Origin of the sequence: Bifidobacterium boum (assembly GCF_000741535.1) — a bacterium.
GTDB lineage: Bacteria > Actinomycetota > Actinomycetes > Actinomycetales > Bifidobacteriaceae > Bifidobacterium > Bifidobacterium boum.
Map to the genome: position 1 here is coordinate 32,093 of NZ_JGYQ01000018.1, position 15,020 is coordinate 47,112.

The 15,020-nt window shown below is 59.9% G+C and carries 12 protein-coding genes and 2 tRNA genes; 2 read left to right on the forward strand and 12 right to left on the reverse strand.

Annotated elements, in window-relative coordinates; all coding sequences use genetic code 11:
- Positions 1 to 46: 46 nt before the first annotated feature.
- The 7 genes from leuS to BBOU_RS08375 all read right to left on the reverse strand — a co-directional run bounded on the left by leuS (position 47) and on the right by BBOU_RS08375 (position 7,714).
- Positions 47 to 3,001, reverse strand: coding sequence for a leucine--tRNA ligase (gene leuS, locus BBOU_RS08350; RefSeq protein ID WP_026503237.1), 2,955 nt, complete (start codon positions 2,999 to 3,001; stop codon positions 47 to 49).
- A gap of 42 nt (positions 3,002 to 3,043) precedes the next feature.
- Positions 3,044 to 3,865: a transporter substrate-binding domain-containing protein gene (locus tag BBOU_RS08355; protein WP_162177002.1), complete on the reverse strand. Its 822-nt coding sequence runs from the start codon at positions 3,863 to 3,865 to the stop codon at positions 3,044 to 3,046.
- Positions 3,866 to 3,996: 131 nt separating this feature from the next.
- Complete coding sequence (locus BBOU_RS08360) at positions 3,997 to 4,947, reverse strand: magnesium transporter CorA family protein (RefSeq protein WP_026503239.1); 951 nt, start codon at positions 4,945 to 4,947, stop codon at positions 3,997 to 3,999.
- A 343-nt stretch (positions 4,948 to 5,290) separates the two neighbouring features.
- On the reverse strand, positions 5,291 to 5,509 hold the full coding sequence (locus tag BBOU_RS09475) for a hypothetical protein (RefSeq protein WP_155809249.1): 219 nt from the start codon (positions 5,507 to 5,509) through the stop codon (positions 5,291 to 5,293).
- A gap of 161 nt (positions 5,510 to 5,670) precedes the next feature.
- Positions 5,671 to 5,744: transfer RNA gene (locus BBOU_RS08365), tRNA-Arg, on the reverse strand.
- A 572-nt stretch (positions 5,745 to 6,316) separates the two neighbouring features.
- Positions 6,317 to 6,389, reverse strand: a tRNA-Ala gene (locus tag BBOU_RS08370).
- Between the two features lie 170 nt (positions 6,390 to 6,559).
- Positions 6,560 to 7,714 (reverse strand): hypothetical protein, encoded by a 1,155-nt coding sequence (locus BBOU_RS08375; protein ID WP_026503240.1) that lies wholly within the window; start codon positions 7,712 to 7,714, stop codon positions 6,560 to 6,562.
- A gap of 213 nt (positions 7,715 to 7,927) precedes the next feature.
- On the opposite strand from BBOU_RS08375, the gene BBOU_RS08380 reads away from it, so the two are divergent.
- The gene (locus BBOU_RS08380; RefSeq protein WP_051616851.1) at positions 7,928 to 8,662 is read left to right on the forward strand and encodes an HAD family hydrolase; all 735 of its coding nucleotides are present in this window, start codon (positions 7,928 to 7,930) and stop codon (positions 8,660 to 8,662) included.
- A 261-nt stretch (positions 8,663 to 8,923) separates the two neighbouring features.
- Here BBOU_RS08380 and BBOU_RS08385 read toward each other — a convergent pair whose 3' ends face one another.
- A complete protein-coding gene (locus tag BBOU_RS08385) occupies positions 8,924 to 9,844 on the reverse strand; it encodes a DMT family transporter (RefSeq protein WP_026503242.1) in 921 nt (306 codons plus the stop codon).
- A 368-nt stretch (positions 9,845 to 10,212) separates the two neighbouring features.
- On the opposite strand from BBOU_RS08385, the gene BBOU_RS08390 reads away from it, so the two are divergent.
- Positions 10,213 to 10,617 (forward strand): pyridoxamine 5'-phosphate oxidase family protein, encoded by a 405-nt coding sequence (locus BBOU_RS08390; RefSeq protein WP_026503243.1) that lies wholly within the window; start codon positions 10,213 to 10,215, stop codon positions 10,615 to 10,617.
- Positions 10,618 to 10,725: 108 nt separating this feature from the next.
- On the opposite strand, the gene amrS is transcribed toward BBOU_RS08390, so the two are convergent.
- From amrS to rsfS, 4 genes are all read right to left on the reverse strand, one after another.
- A complete protein-coding gene (gene amrS / locus BBOU_RS08395; protein ID WP_238552186.1) occupies positions 10,726 to 11,994 on the reverse strand; it encodes an AmmeMemoRadiSam system radical SAM enzyme in 1,269 nt (422 codons plus the stop codon).
- Complete coding sequence (gene amrB, locus BBOU_RS08400; protein WP_051616852.1) at positions 11,987 to 13,693, reverse strand: AmmeMemoRadiSam system protein B; 1,707 nt, start codon at positions 13,691 to 13,693, stop codon at positions 11,987 to 11,989. Before amrB ends, amrS begins: the two co-directional genes overlap by 8 nt.
- Before the next feature lie 134 nt (positions 13,694 to 13,827).
- Positions 13,828 to 14,574, reverse strand: coding sequence for a histidine phosphatase family protein (locus BBOU_RS08405; RefSeq protein WP_051616853.1), 747 nt, complete (start codon positions 14,572 to 14,574; stop codon positions 13,828 to 13,830).
- Positions 14,575 to 14,597: 23 nt separating this feature from the next.
- The gene (rsfS, locus tag BBOU_RS08410; protein WP_026503246.1) at positions 14,598 to 15,020 is read right to left on the reverse strand and encodes a ribosome silencing factor; all 423 of its coding nucleotides are present in this window, start codon (positions 15,018 to 15,020) and stop codon (positions 14,598 to 14,600) included.

A 15,020-nucleotide genomic window follows, 5' to 3' on the forward strand; every position in this document is an offset into this window, starting at 1 on the left:
TGCTCGCAGTACGGGCGGTTATCGTGCGAGCGTCAGTAGCAATCGTTCACTGTGCGGGAACAATCGACACGATCTTCGGGGCTTTGACAATCACCTTGCGTGGCTCCTTGCCGCCCAGACGGTCGGCGACCGCTTCAAGCGCCATCTTCTGCAGTTCCTCCGGAGCGATATCCGGGCTGACTTCCAGCTTGGCGCGGATCTTGCCCTTGATCTGCACGACCGCGGTGACCGTGTCCTGGCCGACATAGCGTTCATCCGCTTTCGGCCACGGCTCGTGGGCGAGGGATTCGGCATGCCCCAGACGGTTCCACAGTTCCTCGCAGATATGCGGGGCGATCGGCGAAAGCATAAGAATCAGCGGTTCCACTGCCGCGCGAGGCGTGCTCTTCAAACCGGTCAGATGGTTGTTGAGCACGATCAGCTTGGCGATCGCCGTGTTCGGGCGCATGTTCTCCATTTCCACGGTCACGTCGGCGATCGTGTTGTTCAGGAGCTTCAAGGTCTTCTCATCCATCGGATCGTCAGAAACCTTGACTTCGCCGGTATTCTCGTCGACCACGTTACGCCACAGGCGCTGCAGGAAACGCATGCCGCCGATCACGTTGCGCGTGTTCCACGGGCGGGACTCGTCCAGCGGACCCATGCTCATCTCATACAGGCGGAAGGTGTCCGCACCATAGTTCTCGTACATGTAGTCCGGGGTGACGATGTTCTTCAGGCTCTTGCCCATCTTGCCGAATTCACGGTTCGCATGCTGTCCATGCCATGTGAACGTCGGTTCGCCGTCCGGGCCTGCCGGACCTTCCTCGACCTCGTCCGCCGGCACGTACTGGCCGCGGTCATCCGTGTACGCGTACGCTTGGATCATGCCCTGATTGAACAGCTTGTGGAACGGTTCCGACGAGCTGACAAAGCCCAAGTCGTACAGGACCTTGTGCCAGAAGCGCGAATACAGCAGGTGCAGCACCGCGTGCTCCACGCCGCCGATGTACAGGTCGACGCCGCCGGATTCGCCCGCGGTCTTGTTGTGGTGCGGGCCCATCCAATAGTTGAACTCGTCGGTCTCCACCATGTGCTCGGCGTCTTTGGGGTCGATGTAGCGCATGTAATACCAGCAGGAGCCAGCCCAGTTCGGCATCGTGTTCGTGTCGCGATGGTACTGCTTGGGGCCGTCGCCCAGGTCGAGGGTGATATTCACCCAGTCCTCGTTACGGCTCAGCGGTGCCTCCGGATTGGATTCCGCATCCTGCGGGTCGAAGGTCTTAGGGCTGTAGTCAGGCACGTCAGGCAGGTTGATCGGCAGCATGCTGTCCGGCAGCAGATGCGGGACCTCATCCTCGTCGTAGACGATCGGGAACGGCTCGCCCCAGTAGCGCTGGCGGCTGAACAGCCAGTCACGCAGACGGTAGCTGACCGTGCCCTTGCCGACGCCGGCGGCTTCCAGCCAGCCGATGACCTTGTCAATCGCCTCATCCACGCGCAGGCCATCCAATGACAGGCCGTCACCCTTGGAGAAGGTCGCGTCGGTAGCGGAGTTGATGACGATGCCGTCATGCGAGACGAACGGGGCCTTGCCCTCATAGTTGGCGAGGTCGTCGTTCGAGCCGGGCAGCGGCTTGACGGTGTAGATGACCGGCAAACCGAATTTGACAGCGAAATCGTAATCACGCTGGTCGCCGCCAGGCACCGCCATGATCGCGCCGGTACCGTAATCCATGAGCACGTAGTCGGCGGTGAAAATCGGCAGCTGCTTGCCGGTGATCGGGTTGGTCGCATACAAGCCGGTGAACAGGCCGGTCTTCTCGCCGCCTTCGTCGACACGATCCTTCGCGGTTTTCGCTTCCGCGGCAAGCCGGTAGGCGTGTACGGCCTCCTTCGGGGTCGCGTATCCGCCCTTCCAAGCTTCAGGCACGCCCTGCGGCCATGCGGAGGGAACATGCTCAAGCAGCTCATGCTCCGGGGAAACCACAGCGAACGTGGTGCCGAACAGGGTGTCAGGACGCGTCGTATACACTTCCATATCCTGTTCGCCGTCTTGCGAGGCGACCGGGAAATGCACGGCGGCACCATGGGACTCGCCGATCCAGTTACGCTGCATGAGCTTGACCTTCTCAGGCCAGTCAATGGTGTCAAGATCCTCGATCAGACGATGGCCGTATGCGGTGATACGCATCGACCATTGGCGCAGCTCACGCTGGAAGACCGGATAGTTGCCGCGCTCGGAGCGACCTTCCGCGGTGACTTCCTCGTTCGCCAGGACTGTACCCAAGCCGGGACACCAGTTGACCGGGGACTTGGAGATGTAGGCGAGACGGAAATCGTTGAGCACGTCAGCCTGCTGACGGGCGTCAAGCTCATCCCATGCCCGGCCTTCGAACCCAGGGATCGGCTTGGCGCCGGACTTGAACTTGTCGACCAGCTCGCTGATCGGTCGTGCCGACCCCTTGCCACCGTCGCGACGAATGAAATCAGGATCATACCAGGCGTCGTAAATACGGGAGAAAATCCACTGCGTCCACCGCATGTAATCAGGGTCGATGGTCGCGAAGCTGCGGCGGTTGTCAAAGCTCAAACCCATGCGGTGCAGCTGGCGGCTCATATTCGCGATGTTCTGCTCAGTGGTGACACGCGGATGCTGGCCGGTTTGGACCGCATACTGCTCGGCTGGCAGGCCGAAGGCGTCATAGCCCATGGCGTGCAGCACGTTCTCACCCTTCATGCGGTGGTAGCGGCTGACCACGTCGGTGGCCAGATAGCCGAGCGGGTGACCGACATGCAGGCCCTTGCCCGACGGGTAGGGGAACATGTCCATGGCGAAGTACGGGGTGCGGCCGTCAGCATTCTTGCCGTTGCCGTCCGTCAAATCACCCTTGACGTTCGCAGCCCAGAACGTACCCTGCTCGTCCCAGGTCTTCTGCCATTTTTCCTCGATGGATTGCGCGAGCTTGGCGTTATAACGGTACGCCGGCTCGCCTTCATGCGCTTGCGTATTGTCGGTCATAAACAAGGATTATTGCCGTACAACGGGACACGATGCGCCAGGCTATCCATTATCCGAACGAATCGGCGGCGGGTTGAGCTTGGATGACGGCGTATACCGCAACTGGTCGCTCATCTGTCCGGCGAACGACTTCCACGTTTCCGAGCGGACCATCTGCTTGAGAATGGTGTCGATCTTCGCAGCGAGCGCCCGCTCCCCCGTCTTGACGCTGATCGCATGCAGGGACGACCCGAAGGTGTCCGACACCACATGCAGGTAGGCGGAGCCTTCGTTGGCGGCGAGTCCGGCGAGCGCCGCATCATCGCCACTGATGGCGTCTGCTTCGCCCACGAGCAGTGCGGTGACGCATTGCAGGTAGGTGTCACGTTCTTGGATGTGCGCTGCCGGCTGACGGCGTTGGATGCTTGCGGCGGCGCCTGATCCGGTGACGGTGCACACGTTGCGGTCGGCGAGGCTGGCGGTACTGGTGATACGTTTGGTGTCGGCGGTGCGGATGAGCAGGCCTTGCTTGGCGTTCAAATACGGGCCTGCATACGTGGCGTCGGCGCTGCTTGCCCCGGTACCGATCGGCAGGGGTGCGGCGACGAAGTCGACGGTGCGCCGGCTGAGTTTGTCCTGATAGTTGGCTGCGGTGACGGATCGGAAGATGATCTGCTTTTTCGCGTACCCCAGCTGGTTGGCCACGTACGTGGCGACGTTGATGTCGAATCCGGAGTAGGAGCCGTCATGGAAACGACTGAGCCCCGGCATGTCGGCCGCCACGCCGATGGTGATGGCGGGCCCTTCCGGCATGTTGGCTGTTGCGCGTGCCGTAGGACCGCAACCGGCGAGCATGGTAGTGGCGAGCAGTGGGCACAATGCCATGGTGAGGATTCGGCGTAGCCGTCGCATTATGGGGCCACCTCCATGTTCGGGTGCTCGGGTTGGTTCCGTTGTGTTCAGACCTTAGCGGTTTGCCGTCATGTGCGCTTCAAGCGAAGTCGGTCAAACGGCGATTATTTGAACAGTCGCGAACGGGCAAGGAACCATGCGGTCAGGCATCCGGCTGCAATGGCGAGCACGATGACGATGAGGAAACCCCATTTGCTGTCTGACAGAGGCATGCCAAGCATGCCGGTCTGGAAGTTCATGCCGTACATGGAGAATACGAGCGTGGGGATGGACAGCGCGATCGAGATGATGGTGAAGATACGCATCACATTGTTCAGGTTGTTGGACACGATCGAAGCGAACGCGTCGGTCATGTTCGCAAGGACCCCGCTGTAGATGTTCGCCATCTCGATTGCCTGCTTGTTTTCGGTGATGACATCGTCAAGCAGGTCCTCGTCCTCCGGATACTGTTTGATCCGTGAGAGGGTGGTGAGCTTTTCCATCACGATTTCGTTGGATTTCAAGCTTGTGGTGAAATACACCAAGGTCTTGCTCAGTTCAAGCAGCATGAGGATTTCGCGGTTCTGCATCGAATGGCGCAGCCTGAGTTCAAGCTTGTCGGTTTCCCGGTCGATGATACGCAGGTACCGCAAGTACATAGTGGCGTTGCGGTACAGGATTTGGAGGATGAACCGCGATTTCATATACGTGTTGAACCCGCGGATCGTACCTTCCATGAACGGGTGGAGGACGGGCGTGTCCTGCATGCACACGGTGATGATGAGGTTCTGGGTGACGATGATCGACAACGGGATGGTCTCATACCAGTCACGGCCGCTGCGTTCTTCGACGGTCGGGATGTCGACGATAATCATCGTGTAATCGTCTTCGACGTCGACGCGGGAACGTTCCTCGTCATCAAGCGGCGCACGCAAATCAGCCAGATCAATGCCGGTTTCCTGCGAGACCGTGGCAAGCTCCACGTCGGTGGGTTCCGAAAGACATAGCCATGCGCCGTTTTCCGGTTTCTCGATCTGCTCCACTTGACCGTTGATGGTGCTGAACATTCGCAGCATGCGCTCACCTGCCTTTCATTTATGCTCTCGCCGTACGCGAATCGTGCGCCTGAGCCACCGTCCTTCTGTGGATATCCTCACGGCCTGACTCCAAGCGAGTCGCGACGACCGTCGAAGAATCCCAAACCAGCATAATCCCTCACGGCGGGGACGAAACCGTATCTGGCGGTTTCAGCGCACGGCGTCACGCGATGTTCGGCAGGCGTTCGCCTAACGGACACTCGGGTCTTGGCGCACGGGGCCAGGTGCGCGGCGCGCGACACGTTGTCGGCTTGTGGACTGCGACGATGCCCGCCATGTAATCGCCGGGCGGAATCTCAATATCTCGCCGATGCGACCGATTTCATCGAGAAATCGAGAAGAAAGTCTGAATATCTCTTCCCCAAGGCACCTTCCCGCGATTTTTTGAGAACCAGTCGCCATCACGCAACACAGTCAACAGCCTGAGATCCTTGATATTCCAAGCTTTTGAAAAACCCGAACCTGCGCCCGCCCCGCCAAGAAATCTCAATACATCGCCAAAACGACCTCCGGACACGAGTTGTTCGGACTTTTTTCTCACAATCTCGCCAGAACAGAGCGGAAACAAGAGATACTGCGATTGCGCGCACGACCATACGGGAGAAGTCCGTGGGAGTTGTTTTGGGTACGGTCGGACACCGCGGCTGAATCAGAAAGAATCAAAAACCCTCGAACCGTTGAAGCGGTCCGAGGGTTTGATAGTGCGCCAGACAGGATTCGAACCTGCAACCTGCTGATCCGTAGTCAGCTGCTCTAATCCATTGGGCTACTGGCGCAATCGTTGGATGCGAGGGATTCATATCTCCCTTGCGGCAACTTGAACATAATACCCACGTTCTAACAGAATTGCCAATACGGCGTGTCTTAGTGTCCGAGCGCGAAACCGCGCACGCGCTCCGGCGACGTCGGTGAATTTCCAGGGTAGGGTATGGGAGGTTACCCATACGCCGGCCATCGGAGGGGGAAAGTCCCATGGTTTCGTGGGAGTTTACCGGGAATGAGCGGTTTCGACGACGTTCTCCCGAAAACGGTTTCGGGGACGATTTTTCACAATGGCGGAATTCCGGCATTCCTGTTGGCAGATCAATCACGACGGCGGCGAATTCCCGCAAACTCCCACGCCGAATCTGGGAGAACAGGCACGAATCGGGAAATCCAACAGTTCTCCCACACAATCGCACGCGAACCCGCAAATACCGGACTCCCCTACTTCGGCTGTCATTCGGTGCCGCCTCAACGCCGGCGCCGACGCAGGTCAAAGGAAAAGCACAGATGCCTCATGCAACGGCGTCTGCAGTGCCAAGGAATACGAAAAACCCGCATCACGATGTGCGATGCGGGTTATCTGTGGAGCTAGGGGGATTCGAACCCCCGACCCCCTCCATGCCATGGAGATGCGCTACCAGCTGCGCCATAGCCCCGGTCGGTCTTCAGTTATCAGGTCCGTTCTTTGCGGACCTCGTATACAATACATCAGCTGCGTGCGATGTCAAAATCGACCACGCTATCGGCGTGTCGTTTTTTGCGAAGCGCCGCGCACCCGATATACGGTGTGCGCGGCGCTGACGCTGTGCGTCCAGCACGTGTGCGGTCAGTTCACACTTGACGATCCACTGTCGGAACCCGAAGTGGTCGATCCGCTCTGGGTATCAGTCGTGCCGGAAGACGACGAACCCGAGTTGGACGCGTCGTTCTTGTCGGAAGTCTTGTCGCTGCCGCTGTCCGTCGCACCGGACGTGCCGTTTGAGGAATCAGTGCCGGTCGAGCCGGAATTATCCGAAGAACCGTTCAAACCGGTGGACGAGCCGGCGGAATCTGAGGTTGCCCCCCCGCTTTGCGAGCCGGTGCCCGATGTGGAACTGGCGCTGCTCGAGGCGCTGGGGGATGGCGTGGAACTCGCCGACACGGACGGTGAAGCACCGGCCGTCGAAGACGGCTCATCATCGGGGCGTTTATGCGACTTGTCATCGCCATCGGTCATGTCGCCGGTATCGCTCAGCTTAGGTGTAGGCGTCACTTTGGTGGTATTGACCATGTCACGCACCACACTGTCGGTGCCCTGTCCGCGGGTGACCAGCATGATGATGCCCGCAGTGACGCCAACGGCAACCAACGCGCTGACTACGGACACGATGATGGCGACACGTTTGTTCCTTCGCGCCCGTTCTTGGGATACGGCCAACGGGTGGTTGGCGATTGGACACCCGGGATTCTCGCCGGAAACGATGACACGGCCTTGGCGACCACTCGCGGCATCGGAGGTGTTGACCGCCCCGGTCCCCGGCTCGACAGCACCGATGACACGCGTAGCGTCATCAGCCGGACCGATAACCGTCGTCTTGTCGGAAGCGGCAATCGCCGTCATGGTTCGTGTCGCATCCCCGGCCTTGCTTGCGTCGCCGGCGGACAGCACCGCGGTCTCATCGCCTGCCGTCTGCGCACTGTTCGAAACCCGACGCCCGCTGACCGCCTGCTTGTCGCCGGACGTCTCGGAGCCATCGGCCTGCGCGGCATCATCTTCCGAGCCGTCATTGCTGCCGCCCGCAACATCCTGGAGTTTCTCAGACGATGCTTTGAGAATGTTCTGGTACAGCTGCGAGGAGACCGCGGAGACAATCGAACCGGCTGCCACGCCTATCACCGAACCGGCGATGCCGATTTTGGCGGACAGCAGGAACGACGTGACCGCGGCGAGCGCACCGGCCACAATCTGGGGTATGGAAATCCCCTTGAAAAAGTTCTTCACGCGTCCGACTGTAATGGATGAGTTGGCGATTCGCTGGGGGCGGGCTGAAAAATCGCGTCACGATTACATTCCGGATGCGTGTCGCGCCACGCTGATGTATCGGTTAAGGTATTGGCGTTATTGATTGCGCACATCGTTTCACCATGAGACGACGCTTGTCCGTTGTACGAGCATCATGATCTGTTTGTTCGTCAGTATAGGCATAATGGCCGGGTGACTTTTTTCGATACCACCACTGATATGCAAGCGTCCGCCGTGCTTGACACGCCGGCGAAGCTTCCTGCGGCCGTGTTCTGGGATATGGACGGCACGCTGATTGATTCCGAAGTTTACTGGGCCGCCGCCGAACAGTATGTGATCGAACGGCATGACGGCACGTTCAGCGATGAGGTTCCGCTGCGTGCTCGCGGACAGTCGACACCGCGTCTGCTTGAAATCGTGCAGGAATACATTCCTCAGCATGTGGACGCCGAGGTGTTGCGCAGCGAAATCATCGGGTATGTGATTGACCGCGAGCGTGAGAAGCCGTGCTGGGCGACCGGCGCCGTGGATTTGCTCAATACGCTCTCGCAGGCCGGCATCCCGAATGTCATCGTGTCCGCTTCACCGCGCGCGATGGTGGACAATATGGCCAAACAGGCTCCCACAGGCGCGTTTGTGGGGTATGTGTGCGGCGAGGATGGTTTGGCGGCCAAGCCGGATCCGGCACCGTATCTGCGCGCCGCCGAGATTGTCGGTGCCGATCCGGCGGATTGCTTGGTGTTCGAGGACTCTCCGGTCGGCTTGGCTTCCGGCGGCGCTTGCGGCGCCACGGTTGTGGCGATTACCGGTTTCACACCTGAGGGCGTGGTGTTCGACGGCCCGCAGGTGGCGAATATCAAGGATTATGTGGGTCTCGGCCTCGATGATCTGGCGAACTTCATGGAGCTGGGTTCCGTCGAGAACTGATATGTTACGGGATTTGCCCTGTCTTACGGCCCGGTGCGGCATGCATGCATGCGGTACCGGGCCGTATGCGTTCATATGGTCATCGTCATGGCAAGACACGGCGTCTGCCGACACTGAGACACTCTCCAACGTCGGTATCCGCTTCTGCCGACACTGACGCGGGTCTCGGTGTCGGCAGACGATTCTGTCGACGCCGAAGAACATCTCGTCGTCGACAGACGCAGGTTTCGGGATCACGGCGTGAGCCGTGTTGTCCTCGGATTACGAGCGTTTGGTGACTACGGACATGATGACGGCAGCGAAAATCAGCGAGAAGCCCACGATGGAAGTCCAGCCGATGGCTTCTCCCCAGAATATGGCTGAAAAGGCGACGGCGAACAGACTTTCCGTACACATGATGATGGCTGCGCTGGATGGGGGCACGTGGGCCAAGCCGATGTTTTGCATGATTTGCGCGAGCGTGGTCGCCCCGATCAGCAGGTAGAGGAAACTCATGATAACGTTCGGGGCGAGCCACGAGGCATTGGGCAACGGCTCAGTGAACAGTGCGCCGATAAGGAAGAACACGTCGGCGACGGCGAATTGCATGAACGTGACGGCGATGGGATGGAAACGCTGCGTGTAGCGTCCCAGGAAGGTGAGGTTGAACGAGAAAATCACCGCGTTCGCAATCGTCATCCAGTCCCCCACCCCTAGGGCGAACGCCCCGGAACCGGGTTTCAAGGCGACGAATCCCACGCCGGTCAGGCAGATGATCGCAGCGACCAAATTGATGAGTTTCGGCCGCTGCTTGGCTACAATCCATGCGGCGAACGGGGTGAGCACACAGTAGGAGGCGGTCAGGAAGGCGCTTCGCCCCGGGTCGATGGTCGTCAACCCTTCGGTTTGCATGATCATCGTGCCGTAGTAGGTGACGCCGACCACAAGGGCAGGAATGATGATCTCACGGGTGAGCGCAGGGATGATCACGCGATGGAACAGGACGAACATGATGATGCACGATCCGGTCATACGCATGGTCATCAGCCATTGGGGCGTGATCGCGGTCATCGCGACTTTCGCGACCAGATAGCTGCCTCCCCACAATGCCGCACAGCACAACAGCATGATGCGCGCGAGATTCGGAGGGAATGTACGAGACATGCGGCTTCTGAATTCCTGGAAGCGGCTGCGTGCGCGCATGTGTACTCCTCCTTCACGCCAAGCGGCGGTAAGCCGCAAACCTTACGCTCGGCACCTGGGATTGCGGGGCCGGTTTCGTCGTACTCACGATAGACGTCACCAGGAAAGAACACGCCCGCTCATCAGCGGATTTTTCACAAGGTTCACCGCAGCGCAACACGACACATTACGGTGTGGAGACAACTGTCGCCCGCAACGAGTCGTGAGATACCTCACAATGCGCGGTGTCGTGCTGCCGGATTGGCGTGATATGAAGTACGCTGAAATCACCGGACAGTCACGCCCCGATCCGGCGGCAGCCGCAACGCGGCGGCGAAACGGGACACGGCGGCTGACCGAACGTCAGTCCATAGCGAAAGGAAACGATCATGGCGACCATCACCCCGGAAATGAAGGATTTCATTGCGAACCACCTGCCTTGGGTGGCTACGATCAGCAAAGACGGCCAGCTCAACATCGGCCCGAAGATGTCCACCTTCGTGCTGGATGACCATCACATCGCCTACCATGAGCGCACAGCGCGCCAGCATTATCAGAATCTGTTGGACGGCAGCGAGCTGGTGATCGGCGTGGCGGATCTTGAAACCAAGACCGGTTACCGGTTCCGTGGCAAAGTGACCTTGCACACTGATGACGCGATCTACGAGGAGCAGGTCAAGGTCGCCGAACGTAACGGCACCAAGAAGCCGGCGGTGGTACCGGTGCTGGAAGTCACCGAAATCGATGATCTGACGGCTGGTGCGAAAGCCGGTACCATCATCGAGAAGGACTGAACCGGTTCTGCGCGTGCTTGTCGCACAACGCGCCAAGCGCGCCATTCAGCAAACGGGGGCGGTATGCGGTCACTTGCCGCATACCGCCCCCGTTTGCTGGTTTCGGCTTCACCCAAGGTACCGGTGAATATCAACCGGCAGATGCATACCACCGAACGTGCCCGGATGCGCATCCCACACGCCCGGAATCACAGCGCCGCAGTCCGGGCATTGTCCGTCTTCGGTCAGCCGGTAACCGGTGATGTCATACCAGTCGCGCTCAATCAACCGCGCCCCGCATGACGGACAGAACGTGGTTCCACCGTCATGGTCGGACACATTGCCCGTATACACGTAACGCAAGCCCTCCTGCAAGGCGATTCTGCGGGCGTGCAGCAGCCGCTCCTTCGGGGTGGCAGGCACGTCACGCATATGGTAATCCGGATGGAACGCGCTGAAATGCAAAGGCACGTCACGCCCGCAATGCTGCCGAATCCACGCGCATTCAGCATGCAAGGTCTTGTCGTCATCATTATGTCCGGGGATGAGCAGCGTCGTCAGTTCCACCCACGTGTCAGTCGCATTGACCGCATAGTCGATAGTCGCCAGCACGTCAGCCAGATGAGTGCCGGTGTCATGCCAGTAGAAATCCTCGGTGAAACCTTTCAGATCGATATTCGCCGCATCCATGAACCGGTAGAATTCCGGCCGGGCGCACGCGGACATGTATCCCGCAGTGACAGCGACCGTGCCAATACCATGCTCTCGGCAGGCGCGAGCCGTATCAATGGCATACTCGGCGAACACAATCGAATCATTGTAAGTGAACGCCACCGACGGAGCCCCGCAACCGCGTGCGGCACGCACAATATCATCAGGCTGCGCGTCAACCGCATACGCGTCCCATACGCGTGAACGGGTGATATCCCAGTTCTGACAGAACTGGCAGCCGCTATTGCATCCCGCGGTGCCGAAACTCAAAATCGGAGTACCCGGATGCCAATGGTTCAACGGTTTCTTTTCCACCGGGTCCAACGCGAATCCCGAACTGCGGCCATACGTGTCCAACATGATCACCCCACCATGATTGGAACGCACAAAACAGAAGCCCCGCTGGCCGTCACGCAGCTTACAACCTCGCGGGCACAAATCGCATTGCACACGACCGTCCGCGAGACGATGCTGCCAACGTCCGATCATCGGCATGCCGACAGTGTCCGCGGATTCAGCAACGGGCGAATCGCGACGTGCCACCAGATGCTCATACGTGTGCGAGAACGGGCTGGTCGGCTGGAAGCCGCCACGCATGGTCGCCGCCACCTCATCAGGATGCGGCTGATCAAGCGGCTGGCCGGCATCAGTGGCGCCATGGGACGACGTCGTATCATGCTCATGCATGATGGCTCCTTTCCTGCGTGAATCGCCGATACGGCGTATGCATTTCATCGTAAGCACTGACCGTGTACGTCCACGCGGCAAACCGGGAATCCTGCCAGTCAGTTTCCCGGTCAAGGCCCGCTTTAACCAGCAGATGGCCGACAAAATCATGCGGATTCGGCAACTGTTGCCACACCTGCGGCAGAAACGTCGCACGATGCCCATGCCCGTCATCGATGACCAGACCGTCGCGGTATGGCTGAAGCGAGGCTTCCAACTGTCTGCGTGACGCCGCTTCACACATGCGTGGTGTGGACAGGACAGACACTTCAATACTGATTGCGGGATACTCCCAAGGTTCCACCGGCCTGAATCGCGGGTCACGGCTTGCCGCATCCACGCAATGGCAGGCGACATCCTCGCCCAAGGAACGGGTCACTTCCAACGATCCGATACACCCGCGCAGCTCGCCATGCTCACGCAATGTCACAAAACTGGCACCATCCCGGCGAAGCCACGGGTGCAATCGAGTGGTTTCCATCGCACTCGGCTCATCCGTGTCAATCCCCAAATGTCGGGCAAGCGCCGCACGGGCAAGACCCAAAATGACCTCGCCCGCCTCTTGCGGCAGGTCCTTGCCGCAACCATCAACGCTTGGAACGGAGGCAGGCGCGTGCTCAGACTTGCGCGATGTGGAGAATGCGCTCGCTGCGTGTTCTGCGGACTGGTGGTCTGTCGGATAATCGTCATCCCATACCGCCCAGGACGCGTATCCCACCACGGCTTGATCAGAATCGGTCGTATCCGGACGACGCATCGGCAGCGATCCATCAGCGAGCGCAAGTACTCCTCTGTCCCCTGAGGTGGCGCACCCGAGCGGTCGGATGGCAAGTCCACGATGTCGGCAGCATGCGATGAGCCCGTTGATCGGATATGCTCCGCATGCTTGGGCTGGCACGATGGGTAGGGTGCTGGCACTGATACGGGCGATGGTGTCGTCGTCGAGCCTGCGGGCCAGATGCTCGGGATGGTAGTGGGAGAGGTCTGAGCTGATGATGATCACGGTTGCGCGATCAGCCCAGAAGTAGTCGATGATGGCGCTCAGGTCGTGCGGCGTGGTGTCTCCCGCGTTCAAGGCGATGATTGTCACGTGAGGGCCGAGCACGTGTTGGATCCAGGGGACGTGGACTTCTACGGCGTGTTCACGCTCATGGGTGTCATCGTTGACGATAAAACCGGGCAGCTGCGCATGCAAAGCGTCGCATTCGGCGGCAGTATCCACTTGCGCCACGCCGAGCGGGGTTTGGAATGCTCCGGCCGTGCAGCAGGCGGTGCCGCGGACCGGGACACGATGAGTCGGCCCGATAATCACCGCCCGGCGGATACTGCCACGCCCGCGGGCGAGCAGACTGTAGGCGAGCGCAGCCGTGGTTCCGGAGTACACGTATCCGGCGTGAGGCACGATGACGGCTTTGGGTGTGCCTTGTGGCAACCGTTCAAGAAGTGTGTGATGATGCTCGAGCATGGTGTGCGCGTATGCCAGCTGCCGGTCGATGAGTCGGCGCAATGCGTCCGGGTCTGCCGGGTAGAATGTGCCGGCTACGGCAGGTTTGCGGGTTGCTCCCTGCCAGATTGGTGTGACACAACTCGGGATGTGTGCCTCTTGTTTGGTTTCTGCCGCGGCTTCACTGCCGGGAGTATGCTCTTGTGGCGTGGTCATGGCGATCACCTCTTGTATTGATGATAATCGTATGACGCTACGCACATATCGCCGCGTGAAACAACGTTGACGCCTGCACCCCGGTCAGGTGCAGGCGTCAACATCGCAAACCGTCAACGGCATGTCAACGGGGTTCAGCGCACTGGCGGCGCCTCCCACAGGTCGGTGTCAGCTATGGCGGGACCATGATTGTAGGTGGTCAACCGCCAGCGGACCGTGCCGTCAGGCTGATCCGCTCCGGCCAAGCGCGCCCAATGCGCGTTGAACATGGAAGTCATCGCCCCGAAATCATGATTGCCTTGCGCCATGCCGAGCAGGGTCTGCAAGGTTTGTGAAATCCACGCGCCATGCGAGAAAATGAACAGCGTGGTGTCAGGCCCCGCACGGTGCGACCAGTCGTCGATCGCAGCAACGCCTCGCTCCCCTACCACGCCTTTGGGTTCAGCTCCATGGTTGAGCTCGCCGCCGGCAAAATGACGCCAAGACTGGTAATCCTCGGCGTAATGGTCTGCCAGGTCTTCAAGCCGCATGCCTTCCCACTCGCCGAAGCTGCGTTCACGTACGCGGGCGTCAGGGTGCACGTCAAGCCCGAGGGGATCGGCGAACGCGTGGGCGGTTTGTTCTGCGCGTCCTAAGTCGGAGCATACGACCAGCTGGTTGGGAATGTCAGGCCTGCCGTCCACATACAGTTCACGCAGTGTTGCGGCGGTCTGCTCCACCTGCCAGGCGCCGACTTGGTCGAGCGGGATGTCCACTTGACCTTGCAGACGATGCTGTTCGTTGTAGGCGGTCCGCCCGTGACGCACGATGATGATGGATCTGACATGCGGTCCGGTCGGCTGGATGCGTTGACGCTCGGGGCCGTGGTATTCGCCGCCCATGCGCGTTGCCATGGATTCGCCGTTCACTGGTCGGCGTCCGCCGTGTCGGCAGCGGCATCATCCGATGCGGCTTCAGGCGCTTGCGGCAGTTGCAGATCGATGGCAGGACAGTCTTTCCACAGGCTTTCCAACCGGTAGAAGCGCCGCTCTTCCTCATGCATCACGTGGATCACGAAATCCCCGAAGTCAAGCAGCACCCAACGGCCTTCCTGCAGGCCTTCACGTGAGCGGGGCTGAAGATGGCCGCCCTTGGTGTACAGGTCTTTTTCGATCTCTTCGGCGACGGCGAGTACCTGCCGTTCGTTGGATGCGGTGACGATCATCATCACGTCGGTGATGGCGATCGGCCCGGTCACGTCGAAGGCGACGATATCCGTGCCTTTCATACGGTCGGCCGCGGCTGCGGCGATGCGGACGGCGTCGATGGAACTTTGCAATGCGGTCAT

Excerpts from the sequence above, each read along its gene's own strand:
- rsfS (WP_026503246.1), bottom strand. The coding sequence starts at position 15,020 with ATGACCGCATTGCAAAGTTCCATCGACGCCGTCCGCATCGCCGCAGCC.
- BBOU_RS08355 (WP_162177002.1), bottom strand. The coding sequence starts at position 3,865 with ATGGCATTGTGCCCACTGCTCGCCACTACCATGCTCGCCGGTTGCGGT.
- BBOU_RS08390 (WP_026503243.1), top strand. The coding sequence starts at position 10,213 with ATGGCGACCATCACCCCGGAAATGAAGGATTTCATTGCGAACCACCTG.
- amrB (WP_051616852.1), bottom strand. The coding sequence starts at position 13,693 with ATGACCACGCCACAAGAGCATACTCCCGGCAGTGAAGCCGCGGCAGAA.
- leuS (WP_026503237.1), bottom strand. The coding sequence starts at position 3,001 with ATGACCGACAATACGCAAGCGCATGAAGGCGAGCCGGCGTACCGTTAT.
- BBOU_RS08360 (WP_026503239.1), bottom strand. The coding sequence starts at position 4,947 with ATGCTGCGAATGTTCAGCACCATCAACGGTCAAGTGGAGCAGATCGAG.
- BBOU_RS08385 (WP_026503242.1), bottom strand. The coding sequence starts at position 9,844 with ATGCGCGCACGCAGCCGCTTCCAGGAATTCAGAAGCCGCATGTCTCGT.
- BBOU_RS08405 (WP_051616853.1), bottom strand. The coding sequence starts at position 14,574 with ATGGGCGGCGAATACCACGGCCCCGAGCGTCAACGCATCCAGCCGACC.
- amrS (WP_238552186.1), bottom strand. The coding sequence starts at position 11,994 with ATGCATGAGCATGATACGACGTCGTCCCATGGCGCCACTGATGCCGGC.